An 18,738-nucleotide genomic window follows, 5' to 3' on the forward strand; every position below is an offset into this window, starting at 1 on the left:
GGGTATTTCCTCCGGCCCGACATTCGGCCCGGCACGACTCGGCGCTCGGGCCCGCTGTCACGCCAGCAGGCGCACCGCCTCGGGCGGCACCGACAGCCGCACCGCCGCGCCGACGGCGAGACCACGCTCGGCGACCGTCTCGACCGACACGTCGGCGGCGAGCGCCGGCTCGGTCGTGTGCACGCGGACGCCCGCGGGCGTCTGCTCCAGCCGCGCGATGCGCGCGACTGGTGCACCGGGGCCGGCAGGTTCCGTTCCCGCCGCCGGCTCGATCCCCACGGCCGACGGCGGGAACAATGCGACGGCGGGCTCGGGCCTACCAGCGGTGCCGGCAGTGCGGCGAGTCACCGCGACCCGCAGCGCACCCGCCGACCACACACCGTCCGAAATCTCTCCGGCTACCCGGTTGACGCCCGCGACCGCAGCCCCGAAGGGAGTCGCCGGCGCCGCGAACACAGCGCGCACAGGCCCTGTCTGTGTGACCCGGCCGTCCTCGAGCAGCACGATGTCACCGGCGAGCGCGACAGCATCGACGGCGTCGTGCGTCACGATGACGGTCGTCGTGCCCGTCGCCGCCAGGCGCTCGGCGAGCAGTGCCCGCACGCCCGACGCCGTCTCGGCATCGAGCGCCGTCAGCGGCTCGTCGAGCAGCAGCACGTCGGGGCGCGTCGCGAGCGCGCGCGCGAGCGCGACGCGTTGCTGCTGCCCGCCGGAAAGCTCGCGGGGGCGACGGTCGCCCGCCTGCACATCTGCGAGCCCCACCTGCGTGAGCCACTCGTCGGCTTCGGCAAGGGCATCCGTTTTCGCCGTGCCGCGTGCCCGCAGTCCGAACGCGATGTTCTCGCGCGCCGTGAGGTGCGGGAACAGGTGCGGGTCCTGTCGCAGCAGCACGACGCCGCGGCGCTGCGGCGCGACGACCTGCCGCGGCGAGGTGAGCTCCCGACCACCGACACGCACATGCCCCTCGGTGACGCCGGCCAGGCCCGCGATGACGTCGAGCAGCGTCGACTTGCCCGCGCCGCTGGGCCCGAGCACCGCGACGGTCTCCCCCGCGGCGACCGCGAGTTCGACGTCGAGCCGGTACGCGCCGCGGTCGACGACGGCTGTGACCTCGAGCCCGCTCATCGGATGCCTCCCGCGACGTTGCCGGGCCGCCACGCGCGCACGAGCAGCAGCACCGCGATCGCTGTGACGAGCAGCAGCAGCGACAGCGCGACGGCCGTGCCCTGCGAGACGCCGGCGCCGTTGAAGGCGGTGTAGATTGCGAGCGGCATCGTCTGCGTGACTCCCGGCGCGTTACCGGCGAACAGCGCCGTCGCGCCGAACTCTCCGACGGCGCGCGCGAAGCACAGCACGACACCCGAGACGAGCCCGGGAGCGGCCAGGGGCAGCGTGACCTGCCCGAGAATGCGCCAGCGGCCCGCGCCGAGCGCCGCGGCGGCACGCTCGTATTCGACTCCCGTCGAGCGCAGCGCCCCCTCGAGCGCGAGGACGAGGAACGGCATCGCGACGAACGTCTGGGCGAGCACGACGGCGGTCGTCGTGAACGGGATGCGGACGCCGAACTCGAGCAACAGCTGCCCGAGGGCGCCGTTGCGGCCGAACAGGAACAGCAGCGCGACACCGCCGACCATGGGCGGCAACACGAGCGGCACCGTGACGATCGCACGCAGCACCGACGCGGTGCGTCCGCCCGAGCGGGCGATCAGCAGCGCGAGCGGCACGCCCATCAGCAGGCACATAGCGGTCGCGACAAGCGCCGTCGCGAGCGACAGGCCGAGGGCCGACAACGCCTCGGGTGAGGTGATGTCGGCCCCCAGCGTCGTCCACTCGACGCGGGCGACGAGCGCCCCGAGCGGCACGACCAGCAGCGCCAGACCGACGAGCGCAGGAACGAGGAGGATCTGCGGCATGAATCCGCTCTCCCCCCGCCCGCGCCGCGCGAGGGCGCTCGGCCGGCCGCTCACGGTGTGACTCAAGGAGCGCCGAAGCCCAGTCCGCTGAGCACCGAGCGACCGGTGTCGCTGAGCACGAAGGCCACGAACGCGGCGGCGACCTCGGAATCGGGGGCGCCGGTCAGGGCGACGATCGGGTAGCGGTTGACGACGGCATCCGCCGCTTCGGTGTCGACGGTCTCGACCTCGTCGGTCGTCGCGGCATCGGTGATGTAGACCAGGCCCGCGTCGGCTTCGCCGCTCGCGACCTTCGTCAGCACGGCGGTGACGTTCTGCTCATAGCTGTCGACGCTCGCGGTGACGCCGGCGTTCTCGAGCAGCGTTGCGGACGCCGCGCCGCACGGCACTTCGGTGGCGCACAGCACGACCGTGAGGTCGGCGTTCGCGAGGTCGGCGAGGCCCGTCACACCACCGGGGTTGCCGACCGGCGCGACGAGGGTCAGCACGTTCGTGGCGAACAGCTCGGGGTCGGTCGCAAGGTCTGCGTCGACGACCTTCTGCATGTTCTTCTCGTCGGCCGATGCGAACACATCGACGCTCGCGCCCTCGATGATCTGCGTCGCGAGGGTCGACGAGCCGTCGTAGCTGATCGGGTTGACCGTCACACCGGGGTTCTCGGCCTCGAACTGTGTCGCGAGCTCGTCGAACGCGGTCTTCAGTGACGCGGCCGCGAAGACGGTCAGCTCGCCCTCGAGCTGCGGCTCGGCGCTCGCGGAGGCATCCGATGTCGCGGTCGGGTCGGCGTCAGAGGCAGCGGTGGAGCAGCCGGTGAGCAGCAGCAGGGCGGCGGCCGCAACGGCCGCGAATCGGAGAGTGCGCATAGATCAGTCCGTCGGGGTTTCGACGATGACGGTGGTGGCTTTGACGACGGCGACGGCGAGCGAGCCCGGTTCGAGCCCGAGCTCGCGCACGGCTTCGGCCGACATGAGCGAGACGACGCGGTGCGGGCCGGCCTGGATGTCGACCTGCGCCATCACCCCGTCGACCTGCACACGGGTCACGATGCCGACGAACCGGTTGCGCGCGCTCGAGAGCACATCGGTCGGGTCTTTGGCGGCGTGGGCGAGCTCGACAGCGCGTGCAGCGAGCGCGTCGCCGGGGATCCGCGTGGGCGAATCCCCCGTCGTCGGCAGCGTGCCATGATCGACCCATCGGCGCACGGTGTCGTCGCTGACACCGAGCAGCCGCGCGGCTTCGGCAATGCGGAAGGTATCCATGCGTCGACACTATCGCGCAGATGCGGAGCAGATGAGCGTGCTTATTCCGCAGATGCGGGTGCAGTGCGAAACGCGGTGCCGGATGCCCCGCGCCGCGCCGCCGCGAATACTCACGGCATCCCGGCCACTGCCGCCCCCGGTGCGGCCTACGCTGGAACGGTGCCCCTGCCACCTCTGGTCGAGCCTGTCGCCGCACTGAGCGACGCCGAGCGCGCGCGCACCGCGCGGCACGCCTCGCTGCGGGGGCTCGGCGAGACGGGCCAACGCCGCCTGGCCGCGGCGCACGTCGCGGTGATCGGCGCGGGCGGGCTCGGCTCTCCGGTCATCCTCGCGCTGTCGGCCGCCGGGGTCGGGACGCTCACCGTCATCGACGACGACGTCGTGGATGCCTCGAACCTGCAGCGCCAGGTGCTGCACCGCCACGCCGACGTCGGGGCCGACAAGGTCGCCTCCGCCGTCCGCGCCGCCGCCGGCCTCTCCCCCGAGACGACCGTGATCGCGGTGCGCGAGCGCCTGACGGCAGACAACGCGCAGCGCCTGCTCGCCGGTGCCGACATCGTCGTGGACGGCAGCGACAGTTTCGCGACCCGCGGCCTCGTCGCGGCCGCGACCGAAGCGCTCGGCGTGCCGCTCGTGTGGGGCGTGCTGCAGGAGTTCCACGCCCAGGTGACGGTGTTCTGGAGCGCGCCGCCCGAAGGTGTGCCGGCGGTGCGCCTGTCGGATCTCCATCCGCCGGATGCCGTCGGCGAACCGCCCTCGTGCGCCGTCGTCGGGGTGCTCGGCGCCCTGTGCCTGCAGGTCGGCGGGCTCATGGCGATCGAGACGATCAAGCTCATCGCGGGGCTCGGCGAACCGCTGCTGGGCCGCGTCGTCGTGATCGATGCGCTCAGCGGCACCCAGCGTGAGGTGCCACTCGCAGCGGCGGATGCCGCGCCCGTCACCGCTGCGCCGATGGCAGCCGCCGCCCCACCCGAGATCGCCGAACTGACGGCGGGCGAGATGCTCGCCGCGCAGGAGGCCGGGGCGACCCTGCTTGACGTGCGCGAACCGTGGGAGACCGAGTCGGGCATCGTTGCGGGGTCGGTCGTGATCCCGCTCGGCGACTTCCTCGACGACCCGGGCCTGCTCGACGAGCACCGCGACGACGACGGGCCCGTCGTCGTCATCTGCGCGCACGGCATCCGTGCCCGCACCGCGGCAGAGGTGCTGCAGACCCGCGGCATCGACGCGTCGATCCTCACCGGCGGCCTGGCGCAATGGCAGCGCGCATGAGCGGGCACCGCGCCGTCGAAGAGCAACTGGGCGACGTGCTCGCGGCGGTGCACCCGCTGCCCGTCGAGACGCGCGCCGTCGCGGACGCGCGCGGGATGACCGTGCGCGAGACGGCACGCGCCACCGTCGACATCCCGGTGTTCGACAACTCCGCGATGGATGGGTTCGCCGTCCGTCACGCCGACGTCGCGGATGCCTCGGCAGACCACCCCGTCACGCTGCGCGTCGTCGCCGACATCCCCGCCGGCAGCGACGCCGACCCGATCCTGGCCCCCGGCGAGGCCGCACGCATCATGACGGGCTCGCCCGTCCCGGCCGACGCCGACGCGATCGTCCCGTTCGAAGACACCGTCGGCGGCCTCGCCGACTCGCTGACCCAGACGACCGTGCTGCGGGCGCCGCGCCCGGCCGCGCACATCCGCCGCGCGGGCGAAGACCTGCGCGCGGGCGATCCGGTGCTCGGCCCGGGCACCCTGCTCGGGCCGCTGCAGCTGGGCGCGATCGCCGCCGCGGGCATCACGGACGTCGTCGTCTCCCGCCGCCCGCGCGTTGCGATCGTCTCGACCGGCAGCGAACTCGTCGAGGCCGGCGCGCCCCTGCGCCGCGGACAGATCCCCGAGTCCAACAGCGTGCTGCTGGCGGCGATGGCCGAAGCCGTCGGTGCCGAGGTCGACGGCCGCACGAGCGTCGACGACGAAGGTGGCGCGCTACGCGATGTCGTCGATGCGTGCGCCGCGGCATCCGTCGACGTCATCGTGTTCTCGGGCGGGGTCAGCGCGGGTGCGTTCGAAGTCGTCCGCAACGAACTTTCGGCGACGATGACGTTCTCGCGCGTGGGCATGCAGCCGGGCAAACCGCAGGGATTCGGTGTGCTGCCGGTCGCCGACGGGCACTCGGCGCTGCTGTTCGGCCTGCCTGGAAACCCGGTGAGCGCCGCGATCTCGTTCGAGGTGTTCGTCCGGCCCGCGCTCCTCGCACTGCAGGGGCGCACGGCGATCCACCGGCCGGTGCTGCGCCTGCCGGCATCCGTCGCGTGGCGCACGCCGCCCGGTCGGCGCCATTATCTTCCCGCCGTCGTCGACACGGACGCGGCGTGGTCGGTGCGCCCCGCCACCGCCGGCGGGTCCGGTTCGCACCTCGCCGGCGGGCTCGGTCAGGCTCGGGCCGTCGCGATCGTCCCCGCCGAGGTCGATGCCGTCGCGGTCGGCGATGAGGTCGACGTGTGGCTGCTGGAAGGATGGGACGCATGAGCTTCACGCACCTGGATGCCGCAGGTCACGCCCGCATGGTCGACGTGACCGACAAGCAGCCGACGGTCCGCGCGGCGACCGCGCGCGGGTTCGTGCGGTGCGCCCCGCACGTCGTCGCGGCGCTGCGCGACGGGTCGGTGCCCAAGGGCGATGTGCTCGCCGTGGCGCGCATCTCGGGCATCCAGGCGGCCAAGCGCACCCCCGAACTGCTGCCGCTCGCGCACGTCATCGGCGTGCACGGCTGCACCGTCGACCTCGAGATCACAGATGAGGGCGTCGAGATCACGGCGACCGTCCGCACGGCCGACCGCACGGGCGTCGAGATGGAGGCGCTGACATCGGTCTCGGTCGCCGCCCTCGCGATCGTCGACATGGTCAAGGCGCTCGACAAGGGCACGTCGATCGAGAACGTGCGCCTCATCGCCAAGACCGGCGGCAAGAGCGGCGACTGGGTGCGGGAGAGCGCCGAGCAGTGACCGGCGCGATCCTGCTGGCGGGTGGCCGCGCGTCGCGTGTCGGCGGAGCCGACAAGACGCTGTTCGCCCTCGCCGGTACGACGCTGCTGCAGCGCGCCGTCGACGCCGTCGCGGGCGCCGACCCGATCACGGTCGTCGGCGACCCGGTGCCCGGTGTCGCGGGCGTCGCGTGGGCGAGGGAAGACCCCCCATTCGGCGGACCCGCCGCCGCCGCCGTCGCCGCACTCGCGACCTGGAGTGAAGACCCCGAGTGGACGTACCTGCTCGCGTGCGATCTGCCCGAAGCCGTCGCCGCGGCATCCCGCCTCGCTGACGCACGCCCCCTGCTGCCCCGCGAGACCGACGGCGTGTGCCTGTCGGCGGCAGACAGTCGCCCGCAGTGGCTCATTGGCCTGTACCGCACGGCGGCTCTCCGCCGCGGTGCCGACGCGCTGCCGAACAAGGGGCAGGATGCCTCGATGCGCGCACTGCTCGATGACGCGGCGATAGCCGTGATCGCAGCCCCCGACCCCGAGACGCAGGACGTGGACACGTGGGAGGATCTCTCCCAGGCCCGCGCCCGACTGGAGGAGACACGATGAGCGACAGCTCCCGCACCCTGCCGCCCGAGGCGCTCGACGAGTGGGCCGCAGCCCTGCGCGAGCGGTTCGGCCTGGCACCCGAAGATCTGCCGATCCCGCTGATCCTCGACCTCGCGCGCGACGTCGCGCACGATGTCGCCCGACCGGCCGCGCCGTTCAGCGCGTTCGTCGCAGGCCTGGTCGCGGGGCGCGCAGGAGGCACTCCCGCCGACGCCGAGGCAGCCGTCGCCGCCGTCGTCGAGCTTGCCGCGCAGTGGGCGCAGCGGTCTGCCGAGGACGCGACCTGATGGCCCGCGTGCGCTATTTCGCCGCCGCGGAGGAGTTCGCCGGCCGCGCCGAAGAGCACCGCGTCGAACCCGATGTCGCGACCTTGCGCCGCGCGCTGACGGCGGAGTACCCTGCGCTCGGGCGCATCCTCACGCGATGCGCCGTGCTCGTCGGCGGCCGCCGCGTCGGCGATGACACGGTGCTGGCAATCGACGCGACCGTCGATGTGCTGCCGCCGTTCGCGGGCGGCTGAGCGGGCGACCCGTTACCCGCCGATGCCCTTCCAGGTCGCGGCGCCGTCGTCGGTGAGCTGACGCTTCCACACCGGAAGCTCGCGCTTGATCGCCTCGATGATCTCGCGACAGATTGTGAACGCCTCATCTCGGTGCGGCGTCGCGACGGCGATCACCACCGCGGCATCTCCGACCTCGAGGCGCCCGATGCGATGGCTCACGGCGACCGCGGCGCGGCGCGTCGAGATCGCGGCGAGGGCGATGTCGTGCAACGTCGCCTCGGCATCGGGGTGGGCGGAGTACTCGAGCGCGACGACGGTGCCCGCAGCCTCCGGGTCGTGATCGCGGACGGTGCCGACGAAGGATGCCACGGCACCCATTGCGCGGTCTTCGACGGCGGCGAGGTGCGCCGCGATGTCGAGTGGGGTGTCGCTGATCCGGGCGATGCGTATCGCGGTCATGAGTGGTCTCCTCCCTGGAGTTGGTCGAGGACGTGCGCCGCGACGGCCAGGATCACGGGCATCCCGTCGGCGACGGCGGCGGGCGACCCGGGCAGGTTGACGACGAGGGCGTCTCCCACGACGCCGGCAAGGCCCCGCGACAGCATGCCGGCAGGCTTCGCGGCGGCGCCGAGCCGGCGCAGCTCTTCCGCGATCCCCGGAACGAGGCGCTCGAGCACGCGCGCCGTGCCTTCGGGAGTCTGATCACGCGGCGACAGGCCCGTGCCACCCGTCGTCACGATCAGGCGTGCCCCTGCGGCGAGCGCCGCCTGCAGCGCACTCTGCACGGCATCCGCCCCGTCCGGCGTGACGACCGGTTCGGCGCACTCGAAGCCCGCATCACGCAGCGCCGCGACCGCGATGGGGCCCGCCGCATCGGCACGGATGCCCGCGGCAGAGCGGTCCGAGACGGTGATGACGGCGGCGGGGGTCGACACATCGCCAGCCTACGCCGCGCCGACCAGGCCCCCTCCGGCCCCGGCACGGGAGAATCCGACGGATAATGAAGCATGCCCCGCCCGATGCACGCCCACCGCGGACTGGCACAAGCCAGCCGCCTCGAGGTCGCGTACCTCGTGATGGAGCGTCCCGGCATCTCGCTCGCCGAGCTCTCCGAAGAGACCGGCCTGCATGCGAACACCCTGCGTGACCACGTGCGCGTGCTGATCGCCGAGGGGATCATCCGCAGCGAGACCGAGCGCCGGCCCACCCGCGGACGCCCGCCGGCCGTGTACTTCCCCGTGCGCGCGACGACCGACAACGAGATGGCGCAGCGCCGCGTCGACGAAGCGAAGCGCCACGGCGACCTGCTACGCCGCATCATGGCATCCGAAGCGCCCGAGCTCGATGAGGATGCCATGCACCAGCTCGACGCGCTCTACGAGCACCTCGACGAGTTGGGGCTCGAACCCGATCTCGACGAGAAGAACCTCGAGGTCGCGCTGTCGCCGTGCCGGTTCCACACGCTCGTCGCCGAGCAAGGGCACGCCGTGTGCCGCGTGCACGAGGGCCTCATCCGCGACGTGCTCGACCGCGCCGAGGGCCCCCTCGAGGTCGACCGCCTGCTCCCCCTGGTGACCGACCACCAGTGCGAGCTGCTGTTGCGCCTGCGCCCCGCTGACGCCTGAAGCGCGCCCCGCGCTTATTTCGCCGGTCGCGCGTCGCGCAGCATGCCGGCCACGACGAGCGCCGCAGCCCCGACGAGCACCAGCAGCCACAGGCCGAGCGCGTACGAGTTCGTCTCGGCGTGGTAGGTCGCACCCATCACGAGCGGCGGGAAGTAGCCACCCAGGCCCCCGGCCGCGGCGACGACACCCGTGACGGCGCCGACCTTGTCGGGCGGGGTGGACGGGCCGACCCACGCGAACACGGCGCCCATGCCGAGGCCCATGGCGAATGCCATCAAGAGGAACACGAACCCGGTGAGCACCCCCTCAGGTGGCTGCTGCCCGACGACGTACGCCGCCGCGACGATCCCGGCGAGAGACACCAGCGAGATGATCTTCGGCCCGAACTTGTCGGCGAGCACACCGCCGATCGGGCGGGCGATGACGGCGACCGCGGCGAACAGCGCCGTGCGCGTGCCGGCGCCGACGGCATCCACGTCGTCCGGATAGATGGTCACCAGGTACTTCGGCAGGTACGTCGAGAACGCGACGAAGCCGCCGAAGACGATCGCGTAGAGGAACGACATCTGCCACGTGACGGCGAGCTTGAGGGCGCCCTTCACCTTCGGCACGAGGGGCTGTCGGCTCGGCTGCCAGGCAGGCGATTCGCGCAGGAAGAACCAGACGAGTGCGGCCATGACGACGAGGACACCGGCGATCAGCAGATGGGTCGGAAAGTAGCCGATGCTCTGCGCGAGGCGCGGCGTGGCGAAGGCCGATACCGCCGTGCCGATCATGCCCATGCCGAAGATGCCGTTCGCGAAGCCGCGCCGCGCGGGCGGGAACCACGCGCTGGAGAAGGGGATGCCGACGGCGAAGATCGTGCCGGCGATGCCGAGCAGAAACCCCGCGACCACGAGCAGCCAGAAGCTGCCGATCGATCCGGCCAGCGCCACGAGCAGCACAGCGGGGACCGCCGCCAACAGGACCCCCGTGAACATCTTCCGCCCGCCGAATCGGTCGGTGAGGGCGCCGACGACGATGCGGCCGAGCGCACCGACGAGGACGGGTGTCGCGAGCATGAGCGAGACCTGCCCCTGGTCGAGGCCCATCTTCTCCGCGTAGATGTTCTGCAGCGGAGCGATGGCCATCCAGGCCCAGAAGCCCGCTGTCGAGGCGAGCGTGGCCAGGATGACCTGGCCGAGCCCGCCCTTCAGGCGGGGATCGGCGGCCGGCGGCGCGGTGGGGACCTTCGTTGTCACGGCGACTCCAATCGTCACGCTCACGGTAGACCCACGAACAGGGCGCGCCACAGAGGTTCACCGTTGAAATTCACGCGGATCGCCGTGCTCCCGTTGTGACCAACCTTCAGTCGGGATTAAATACGGTGAAGCACGCGCTTGCCCCGGGGAGTTCTGTCGATACTGGGGTGACACCGGCAGCCAGGAGGACCGATGACGCCCCACATCCGCACGACTCCCGCGACGGACGGGCCGCTGGCCGACACCCTGCTGACGATGGGCAGGTTCCTGCGCCGCGGCGAGACGAGCCCCGATCTGCGGGCGGTCTTCCTCGAGGGTGGGCGCGGCGGCGACGTCTTCTACCGCGACCGCTGGGCGCACGACAAGGTCGTCCGTTCGACGCACGGCGTGAACTGCACGGGGTCGTGCTCGTGGAAGGTGTACGTCAAGGACGGCATCATCACGTGGGAGACGCAGCAGACCGACTACCCGTCCGTCGGCCCCGACTCGCCCGAGTACGAACCGCGCGGATGCCCCCGCGGCGCCGCGTTCAGTTGGTACACCTACTCCCCCACGCGCGTGCGGTATCCGTACATCCGCGACACGCTCGCCGAGCTGTACCGCGACGCCAAGCGCACGCATCCCGACCCCGTCGACGCGTGGGCCTCGATCGTCGAGGATCCCGAGAAGTCGCGCGCCTACAAGAGCGCCCGCGGCAAGGGCGGCCTGCTGCGCACGACGTGGGACGAGGCGATGGAGATTGCCGCCGCCGCACACGTGTACACCGTCAAGGAGTACGGCCCGGACCGGGTCGCCGGGTTCTCGCCGATCCCCGCGATGTCGATGGTCAGCCACGGTGCCGGGGCCCGGTTCCTGAACCTCGTCGGCGGCACGATCCTGTCCTTCTACGACTGGTACGCCGACCTCCCCGTCGCGAGCCCGCAGGTGTTCGGCGACCAGACCGACGTCCCCGAGTCCGCCGACTGGTGGAACGCCGGGTACCTCATGATGTGGGGCTCGAACGTACCCGTCACGCGCACGCCCGACGCGCACTTCATGGCCGAGGCGCGCTACCGCGGCCAGAAGGTGGTCACGGTCTCACCCGACTACACCGACAACACGAAGTTCGCCGACGAGTGGGTCGCACCGCACCCGGGCACCGACGCCGCGCTCGCGATGGCGATGGGTCACGTCATCCTCACGGAGTTCTTCGTGCAGCGCCGCACCGCGCCCTTCGAGGACTATATGCGCCGCTTCAGCGACGCGCCCTACCTCGTCGCGCTCGAGGAGCACCCGTCGGGTCTGGTCCCCGGCAAGTTCCTCACCGCGAGCGACCTGGGCGGCGAGGATGCCGCCGTCCCGCGTGCCGACTTCAAGACCGTCCTGCTCGATCAGAACGGCACCCCCGTCGTTCCGAACGGGTCGCTCGGCCACCGCTTCACGCCCGAGGACGAGGGGCGGTGGAACCTCGACCTCGAGGGCGTCGTGCCGCCCCTGTCGCTGCTCGACCTCGACGACACGACCGAATCGGTCGAGATCGTCCTCCCCCGCTTCGACGTCACGCCCGGCGGCGAGGACGAGGCGCACGCCGGCGGGACGGGCACCGTCACCCGCGGCGTGCCCGTGCGCCGCGTCGCCGGCCGCCTCGTCACGACCGTGTTCGACCTGCTGCTCGCGCAGTACGGCGTCGCGCGCGACGGACTGCCGGGCCAGTGGCCGACCGGCTACGACGACCCGACCACGCCCGGCACGCCCGCGTGGCAGGAAGAGCTCACGAACGTGCCCGCGGCGCAGGCCGCGCGCATCGGCCGCGAGTTCGCCGACAACGCCGAGCGCTCGGGCGGCCGCTCGATGATCCTCATGGGAGCGGGCACCAACCACTGGTTCCACTCCGACACGATCTATCGCACGTTCCTGGCGCTGACGACGATGACCGGATGCCAGGGCGTCAACGGCGGCGGCTGGGCGCACTACGTGGGGCAGGAGAAGGTGCGCCCCATCACCGGCTACTCGCAGTACGCGACGGCCGCCGACTGGAACCGCCCGCCCCGGCAGAACATCGGCACGGCGTTCTGGTACCTCGCGAGTGACCAATGGCGCTACGACGGCCTGCCGGCATCCGCCCTGGCCTCTCCGCTCGCCCGCGGCCAGTTCGAGGACCGGACGACGGCGGACTGCCTCGTCGAGTCGGTCAAGCGGGGATGGATGCCTGCCTACCCGACCTTCTCGCGCAACCCGCTCGACCTGTGCGACGAGGCCGAGGCGGCCGGCAAAGAGCCCGCCGCGCACATCGTCGACTCCCTCACCGACGGGTCGCTGCACTACGCGGTCGAAGACCCCGACGCCCCGGAGAACTTCCCGCGCGTCATCTCCATCTGGCGAGCCAACGTGCTGGGCTCGTCGGGCAAGGGCAACGAGTACTTCCTCAAGCACCTGCTCGGCACCGACTCGGCCGTCCGCGCGCCCGAGTCGCCCGAGGGGTCGCGCCCGCGGGACATGGTGTGGCACGAGAACGCACCCGAAGGCAAGCTCGACCTGCTGATGACGGCGGACTTCCGCATGACCTCGACGACGCTGTTCAGCGACCTCGTGCTGCCGGCGGCGACCTGGTACGAGAAGTACGACCTGTCCTCGACCGACATGCACCCCTTCATCCACGCGTTCACGCCGGCGATCAACCCGCCGTGGCAGACGCGCACCGACTTCGATCTGTTCGGGGCGCTCGCCGAGAAATTCAGCGAGTACGCGGCGGTGCACCTGGGCGTCCGCAAGGACGTCGTGGCCTCGCCGCTACAGCACGACACCCCCGACGTCATGGCGACCCCGCACGGCACCGTCCCCGAGGACGCGCCGCTCGTACCGGGCGTGACGATGGCCAAGCTCATCGTCGTCGAACGCGACTACCCCAACCTCTACGAGAGGTGGAAGTCCCTCGGCCCGCTGACGGCCAAGCTCGGCATGACGACGAAGGCGATCACGTACCACCCCGACCGCGAGATCGAGCAGCTGAAGCAGAAGAACGGCGTCGTGCAGTCGGGCCCGTACACCGGCAGCGTGCTGCTGGACACCGACAAGAAGGCGTGCGAGATGATCCTCGCCTTCTCGGGGACGAGCAACGGCCGCCTCGCCGTGCAGGGCTTCCGCGAACTGGAGAAGAAGACGGGCCAGCGCATCGCGCAGCTCGCCGAAGACCACGAGGGCTCGCACATCACCTTCCAGGACGTTCAGGTGCAGCCGCGCAGCGTCATCACCTCGCCGGAGTGGTCGGGCTCCGAGCACGGCGGCCGTCGCTACACCGCGTTCGCGATCAACGTCGAGCACCTGAAGCCGTGGCACACCCTGACCGGCCGCCAGCACTTCTACCTCGACCACGACTGGATGAGCGAGCTCGGCGAGAGCCTGCCCGTGTTCCGACCGCCGCTGGACATGCACCGCCTCTTCGACTCCGAGAAGGTCGGCACGACCAAGCGCATCGCGGGGCCGGGCGCCGCCGGGCAGACCGAGGTGACGGTGCGCTACCTGACGCCCCACTCGAAGTGGTCGATCCACTCCGAGTACCAGGACAACCTGTTCATGCTGTCGCTGAGCCGCGGCGGCCCCACGATCTGGATGAGCACGCAGGATGCCGCGAAGATCGGCGTCCGCGACAACGAGTGGATCGAGTCGTACAACCGCAACGGCGTCGTCGTCGCCCGCGCGATCGTCTCGCACCGCATGCCCGAGGGAACGGTGTACATGTACCACGCGAAGGACCGCACGGTAGATGTGCCGATCGCCGAGACCAGCGGCCTGCGCGGCGGCATCCACAACTCGCTCACCCGCATCCTGCTGAAACCGAGCCATCTGATCGGCGGCTACGCGCAGCTCGCATGGGCGTTCAACTACCTGGGTCCGACCGGCAACCAGCGCGACGAGATCACGCAGATCCGCCGCCGCAGCCAGGAGGTGGAGTACTGATGAAGGTCATGGCTCAGATGTCGATGATCATGAATCTCGACAAGTGCATCGGATGCCACACGTGCTCGGTCACGTGCAAGCAGGCGTGGACGAACCGCACCGGCGTCGAGTACGTCTGGTTCAACAACGTCGAGACGCGCCCCGGCGTGGGCTACCCCCGCACGTACGAGGACCAGGAGAAGTGGGGCGGCGGCTGGGTGCGCACCAAGCGCGGCCGCCTGAAGCTGCGCAGCGGTGGCCGGCTGTCGAAGCTCGCGCGCATCTTCTCGAACCCGAAGCTGCCCGAGATCCACGACTACTACGAGCCGTGGACCTACGACTACGACATGCTGCTCAACGCCCCGAAGGGGCAGCAGACGCCCGTCGCTCGGCCGAAGAGCCTGCTCACCGGCGAGGACATGAAGATCTCGTGGTCGGCCAACTGGGACGACGACCTCGGCGGTTCGCTCGAGACGATGCAGGACGACCCGATCCTCAAGAAGATGAGCGAAGAGGTGAAGGCCGAGTTCGAGAAGGCCTTCATGTTCTACCTGCCGCGCATCTGCGAGCACTGCCTGAACCCCTCGTGCGTCGCCTCGTGCCCGTCGGGCGCGATGTACAAGCGCGCCGAGGACGGCATCGTGCTCGTCGATCAGGACCAGTGCCGCGGCTGGCGCATGTGCGTGTCGGGATGCCCGTACAAGAAGGTCTACTTCAACCACCGCACCGGCAAGGCCGAGAAGTGCACGATGTGCTACCCGCGCATCGAGGTGGGCCTGCCCACCGTGTGCTCGGAGACCTGCGTCGGGCGGCTGCGCTATCTCGGCATCGTGTTGTACGACGCCGACCGGGTGGCGCAGGCGGCGGCCGTCGAGGACGACAAGGCGCTGCTGCAGGCGCAGCGCGACATCATCCTCGACCCGTTCGACCCCGCCGTCATCGAGGCGGCACGCGCGGGCGACATCCCCGAGGACTGGATCGAGGCCGCACAGCACAGCCCGATCTGGAAGCTCATGCAGTACCAGGTCGCCCTGCCGCTGCACCCCGAATACCGCACCATGCCGATGGTCTGGTACATCCCGCCGCTCTCCCCCGTCGTCGACGTCGTGACCGGCTCGGGCAACGACGGCGAGGACGCGCGGACCCTGTTCGCCGCCATCGACAAGCTGCGGATCCCGATCGGCTACCTCGCCGAGCTCTTCACGGCGGGCGACATCGCCCCCGTCGACCTTGCCCTGCGCCGCCTCGCCGCGATGCGCTCGTACATGCGCGGCGTGAACCTCGACGACGAGCGCGACGAGCGCATCGCACGGGCGGTCGGCATGAGCGGCACCGAGGTCGAGGAGATGTACCGGCTGCTCGCGATCGCGAAGTACGAGGAGCGCTACGTCATCCCCTCGGCGCACACGGAGCAGGCTCACGCCCTCGAGGAGATGGCGTGCTCGCTCGACTTCGACGGGGGCCCCGGCATGGGCGGCGCCGGTCCGTTCGGCTCCTCGAGCGGTCCGAGCGTGCCCGTCGCGGTGGAGAACTTCCACATCCTCGCCGACCGGCAGACCGCCGACCGGCCGTCGTCGCCCGGGCGCGTCAACCTGCTCAACTGGGACGGCAACGGCAACGCCGACGGGCTCTTCCCGCCGACCTCGATGACGGCGGTGCGCGAGACCGGCAAGGGCAAGGACAAGAACCAGGGCGCGGGTGAGGGCGGCCCATGAGCTCCGTCCTGCCCCGCGTCACCCCGCGCCGCGCCCTGCCCCCCGAGGTGCCCGCCCTGCGGCTGTCGGCCGTCGACCGCGCCGCCACCCACATGCTCGCGTCGCTCCTGCTCGACTACCCCGATCCCGCGTGGTTCGGGCGCCTGCCCGCCCTGCGTCCGCACATCGACGCGCTGCCGTCCGCGATCTCGGAACCCCTGACATCCTTCGTCGATCAGGCCGAAGCGGCCGGCGAGGCGGAATGGCAGCGGCGCTACGTGGTCACATTCGACCTCAAGCGCAAGTGCAGCCTGTACCTGAGCTACTACGCGACCGGCGACACGCGCCGGCGCGGCGTCGCGCTGGTCACGTTCCTCGAGGCGTACCGGGCGGCGGGGTGGGAGTTCGAGGCCGACGACCTGCCCGACTTCCTGCCGGCGGTGCTGGAGTTCTCGGCCCGCGCCGACGCCGCGACCGCCGATGCTCAGATCGCCGGCGCGCTGCTCGCCTCGCACCGCGAGGGCATCGAGGTACTGCGCGCCGCGCTCGAGGGCATGTCGAGCCCGTGGGCGCTCGTCGTGCGCACCGTCACGCAGTCGCTTCCCCCCATCGACGCCGCGACCCGCGAGCGCTACCTCGACCTCATCAACGAGGGGCCGCCCACCGAGACGGTGGGCCTCAGCTTCCTGGGGCAGCTTCCGCCCTTCCGTCCCGTCTCGCAGGAGGCACCATGACCACGCTGCAGATGATCCTCTGGGTCGCGATCCCGTACGCCTCGATCGCGGTGTTCGTCGTCGGGCACATCTGGCGCTACCGCTACGACAAGTTCGGCTGGACCACCCGGTCGAGCCAGACGTACGAGAACCGGCTGCTGCGCTGGGGGTCGCCGATGTTCGACTTCGGCATCCTCATGGTCATCGCGGGTCACGTCGTCGGACTGTTCATCCCCCGCGAATGGCTGTACGCGATCGGCATCAACGAGGAGATGTACCACATCGGCGCGACCGTGCTCGGGACGTTCGCCGCCGTGCTGACGCTTGCGGGGCTCGCGATCCTGATCTACCGCCGGCGTACCGTCGGCCCCGTGTTCCTCGCGACGACCACGATGGACAAGGTCATGTACGTCTTCCTCGGCGCGACGCTACTGTTCGGCACCGCCGCGACGGTCGTGTACCAGGTGTTCGGCGGCGGATTCCGCTACCGCGAGACGATCTCGCCGTGGATCCGCAGCATCTTCCTGTTCCAACCGCAGGTCGAGCTGATGGCCGAGGTGCCGCTGCTGTTCCAGCTGCACATCCTGACGGCGTTCGCCCTGTTCGCGCTGTGGCCGTTCACGCGCCTCGTCCACGTGTTCTCCGCGCCGGTCGGCTACCTGTTCCGTCCCTACGTCGTGTACCGCTCGCGGGATGCCGAGCGCGGCGCGCGCCCCGCCCGCCGCGGCTGGGACCCGGTGAAGGCCCCCGACCCCGAGCGCCTGCACAAGCTCTAGGTTCTAGATGTACTGACCCAGATCGTTGTTGACGTAGGAGAGACCTCCGGGGTCGAGTTGGAGCTGTCTAAGTTCTTCAGCTCAAACGCACGGAGGTCTCTCTTGTCTCACGCTAATGCCCGGCTGACTCCGGCCGGCCGGTTGATCATGGTTCAGCGCATCCAGTCGGGGCGTGCGGTCGCGCACGTCGCCGCGGAGATGGGGATCTCCCGCACGACCGCGTGGCGGTGGTGGCGCAGGTTCCGGGAGTGCGGCCCGGCGGGCCTGATCGATCGTTCCAGCGTCGCCCGCTCCCACCCTCGCCAGACCAAAGCGTGCGTGGAGGCGAGGGTGCGGATCATGCGGCACCTCACTCGGCGTGGGCCGGTGTTCATCGCTGACAAGCTCGGCTTGCAGGCCTCAACGGTCGGTAGGGTGTTGCGCCGCCACCACGTGCCGTTGCTGCGGGAGCTGGACCCGGTCACGGGGTCCGTGATCCGCGCGACCCGCCGATCCGCGCAGCGTTACGAGCATGATCATCCCGGGTCCCTGATCCACGTTGATGTGAAGAAACTCGGCCGTATCCCCGACGGCGGCGGATGGCGTCTGCATGGCCGCGGGCAACGTCCTGCGCGCAAGCGGGGCCTGGGTTACGACTACGTGCACACCGTCATCGACGACCATTCCCGAGTTGCTTACGCGGAGATCCACGACGACGAGAAAGGCACCACCGCGGCGGGCGTCCTCGACCGCGCGATCGCGTTCTACGCGCGCCTCGGCGTCACAGTCGAACGCGTCATCAGCGACAACGCGTTCGCTTACCGCCACTCGGCCGCGTTCAAGGCCGTGGTCGACGCGCACGGCATCCGACAGCGGTTCATCAAACCGCACTGCCCCTGGACCAACGGGAAAGTCGAACGCCTCAACCGCACCCTCGCCACCGAGTGGGCCTACGCCCGCCCCTGGAGCTCGAACGACGACCGAAAAGCAGGGTTGACGACCTGGCTCGACTACTACAACCTAGACAGGCACCACCTCGGCATCGGAGGCCGCACCCCCATCGACCGAATCAACAACGGTCGAGGTCAGTACATCTAGATCGACGCCGTTAGTGCCCCGCACGAGGCACCAACACCCCCGGAAAATCAAGCCTCAACGATCCTCAACCCGCGAAATCACCCGACGGTGACACGATCCAGGTCAGAGCGCTAGAAACTGGAGCCACTTGCTCAAGGCGCCGTGCCCAGTGTGGATGCCAACTCTAACGCCCCTCATTTGCTTGATCCAGGTGGCTTGTTCGCCGACTGACGTCTCGTGTCGGGAGGCAAGCAGACTCGCACAAGAAGCATCCGGGCAGACACCGCAAGAATCGATGCGACTGCTATCGAGCCCAATGTTCTTACGAGCCAATTCTCGATCATACCCATTAGCGCGAAATTTAGGGAGAACGCACTCACAAGAAAGATCACCAGCTGCGCAATGCGAACTCTGCCGAGCGTGAGAAACTCCTTCCATCTCATCACGGAGCCTCAATCAATAGCG

19 protein-coding genes are annotated in these 18,738 nt (G+C 70.5%); 12 read left to right on the plus strand and 7 right to left on the minus strand.

Annotated elements, in window-relative coordinates; translation table 11 throughout:
* Positions 1-57: 57 nt before the first annotated feature.
* The 4 genes from LOK55_RS00885 to LOK55_RS00900 all read right to left on the minus strand — a co-directional run bounded on the left by LOK55_RS00885 (position 58) and on the right by LOK55_RS00900 (position 3,172).
* On the minus strand, positions 58-1,125 hold the full coding sequence (locus LOK55_RS00885) for a sulfate/molybdate ABC transporter ATP-binding protein (protein ID WP_229933850.1): 1,068 nt from the start codon (positions 1,123-1,125) through the stop codon (positions 58-60).
* Positions 1,122-1,913, minus strand: coding sequence for an ABC transporter permease (locus tag LOK55_RS00890; RefSeq protein WP_229933851.1), 792 nt, complete (start codon positions 1,911-1,913; stop codon positions 1,122-1,124). Before LOK55_RS00890 ends, LOK55_RS00885 begins: the two co-directional genes overlap by 4 nt.
* Before the next feature lie 62 nt (positions 1,914-1,975).
* A complete protein-coding gene (gene modA, locus LOK55_RS00895; RefSeq protein ID WP_229933852.1) occupies positions 1,976-2,776 on the minus strand; it encodes a molybdate ABC transporter substrate-binding protein in 801 nt (266 codons plus the stop codon).
* A 3-nt stretch (positions 2,777-2,779) separates the two neighbouring features.
* On the minus strand, positions 2,780-3,172 hold the full coding sequence (locus LOK55_RS00900; RefSeq protein ID WP_141379832.1) for a molybdopterin-binding protein: 393 nt from the start codon (positions 3,170-3,172) through the stop codon (positions 2,780-2,782).
* A 159-nt stretch (positions 3,173-3,331) separates the two neighbouring features.
* Here LOK55_RS00900 and LOK55_RS00905 point away from each other — a divergent pair, with 159 nt between their 5' ends.
* The 6 genes from LOK55_RS00905 to LOK55_RS00930 are packed head-to-tail and all read left to right on the plus strand — an operon-like array spanning position 3,332 to position 7,271.
* Complete coding sequence (locus LOK55_RS00905; RefSeq protein WP_229933853.1) at positions 3,332-4,444, plus strand: ThiF family adenylyltransferase; 1,113 nt, start codon at positions 3,332-3,334, stop codon at positions 4,442-4,444.
* Complete coding sequence (gene glp, locus LOK55_RS00910) at positions 4,441-5,694, plus strand: gephyrin-like molybdotransferase Glp (RefSeq protein WP_229933854.1); 1,254 nt, start codon at positions 4,441-4,443, stop codon at positions 5,692-5,694. The genes LOK55_RS00905 and glp overlap by 4 nt, the downstream gene beginning before the upstream one ends.
* On the plus strand, positions 5,691-6,170 hold the full coding sequence (gene moaC, locus LOK55_RS00915) for a cyclic pyranopterin monophosphate synthase MoaC (protein ID WP_229933855.1): 480 nt from the start codon (positions 5,691-5,693) through the stop codon (positions 6,168-6,170). The genes glp and moaC overlap by 4 nt, the downstream gene beginning before the upstream one ends.
* The gene (locus tag LOK55_RS00920) at positions 6,167-6,751 is read left to right on the plus strand and encodes a molybdenum cofactor guanylyltransferase (RefSeq protein ID WP_229661479.1); all 585 of its coding nucleotides are present in this window, start codon (positions 6,167-6,169) and stop codon (positions 6,749-6,751) included. Before moaC ends, LOK55_RS00920 begins: the two co-directional genes overlap by 4 nt.
* Entirely contained in the window at positions 6,748-7,038 is a 291-nt protein-coding gene (locus tag LOK55_RS00925) for a DUF6457 domain-containing protein (protein ID WP_229933856.1), read from the plus strand. Before LOK55_RS00920 ends, LOK55_RS00925 begins: the two co-directional genes overlap by 4 nt.
* Positions 7,038-7,271 carry a MoaD/ThiS family protein gene (locus tag LOK55_RS00930; RefSeq protein WP_141379827.1) on the plus strand — a complete coding sequence of 78 codons (234 nt, stop codon included), beginning with the start codon at positions 7,038-7,040 and terminating at the stop codon, positions 7,269-7,271. The genes LOK55_RS00925 and LOK55_RS00930 overlap by 1 nt, the downstream gene beginning before the upstream one ends.
* Positions 7,272-7,283: 12 nt before the next feature.
* Here LOK55_RS00930 and LOK55_RS00935 read toward each other — a convergent pair whose 3' ends face one another.
* Together LOK55_RS00935 and LOK55_RS00940 are read right to left on the minus strand one after the other, a co-directional pair.
* Positions 7,284-7,712, minus strand: coding sequence for a molybdenum cofactor biosynthesis protein MoaE (locus LOK55_RS00935; protein WP_141379826.1), 429 nt, complete (start codon positions 7,710-7,712; stop codon positions 7,284-7,286).
* A complete protein-coding gene (locus LOK55_RS00940) occupies positions 7,709-8,188 on the minus strand; it encodes a molybdenum cofactor biosynthesis protein B (RefSeq protein ID WP_229933857.1) in 480 nt (159 codons plus the stop codon). Before LOK55_RS00940 ends, LOK55_RS00935 begins: the two co-directional genes overlap by 4 nt.
* Positions 8,189-8,260: 72 nt before the next feature.
* Here LOK55_RS00940 and LOK55_RS00945 point away from each other — a divergent pair, with 72 nt between their 5' ends.
* Positions 8,261-8,878 (plus strand): winged helix-turn-helix transcriptional regulator, encoded by a 618-nt coding sequence (locus LOK55_RS00945; protein ID WP_229933858.1) that lies wholly within the window; start codon positions 8,261-8,263, stop codon positions 8,876-8,878.
* 14 nt (positions 8,879-8,892) lie between these two features.
* Here the strand turns inward: LOK55_RS00945 and LOK55_RS00950 are convergent, their stop codons facing one another.
* Positions 8,893-10,119, minus strand: coding sequence for an MFS transporter (locus LOK55_RS00950; RefSeq protein WP_308066621.1), 1,227 nt, complete (start codon positions 10,117-10,119; stop codon positions 8,893-8,895).
* A 192-nt stretch (positions 10,120-10,311) separates the two neighbouring features.
* On the opposite strand from LOK55_RS00950, the gene LOK55_RS00955 reads away from it, so the two are divergent.
* The 5 genes from LOK55_RS00955 (at position 10,312) to LOK55_RS00975 (ending at position 18,294) form a co-directional block, all read left to right on the plus strand.
* Entirely contained in the window at positions 10,312-14,055 is a 3,744-nt protein-coding gene (locus LOK55_RS00955) for a nitrate reductase subunit alpha (protein WP_229933859.1), read from the plus strand.
* Positions 14,055-15,749 (plus strand): nitrate reductase subunit beta, encoded by a 1,695-nt coding sequence (gene narH, locus LOK55_RS00960; protein WP_229933860.1) that lies wholly within the window; start codon positions 14,055-14,057, stop codon positions 15,747-15,749. The genes LOK55_RS00955 and narH overlap by 1 nt, the downstream gene beginning before the upstream one ends.
* Positions 15,746-16,462 carry a nitrate reductase molybdenum cofactor assembly chaperone gene (gene narJ, locus LOK55_RS00965; protein WP_229933861.1) on the plus strand — a complete coding sequence of 239 codons (717 nt, stop codon included), beginning with the start codon at positions 15,746-15,748 and terminating at the stop codon, positions 16,460-16,462. The genes narH and narJ overlap by 4 nt, the downstream gene beginning before the upstream one ends.
* Positions 16,459-17,217 (plus strand): respiratory nitrate reductase subunit gamma, encoded by a 759-nt coding sequence (narI, locus tag LOK55_RS00970; RefSeq protein ID WP_229933862.1) that lies wholly within the window; start codon positions 16,459-16,461, stop codon positions 17,215-17,217. The genes narJ and narI overlap by 4 nt, the downstream gene beginning before the upstream one ends.
* Positions 17,218-17,319: 102 nt before the next feature.
* Positions 17,320-18,294: an IS481 family transposase gene (locus LOK55_RS00975; protein WP_229934035.1), complete on the plus strand. Its 975-nt coding sequence runs from the start codon at positions 17,320-17,322 to the stop codon at positions 18,292-18,294.
* Positions 18,295-18,738: the final 444 nt, after the last annotated feature.

The sequence above is a fragment of the Microbacterium sp. F2E genome (genome assembly GCF_020905435.1).
GTDB classification, from domain to species: domain Bacteria; phylum Actinomycetota; class Actinomycetes; order Actinomycetales; family Microbacteriaceae; genus Microbacterium; species Microbacterium lacticum.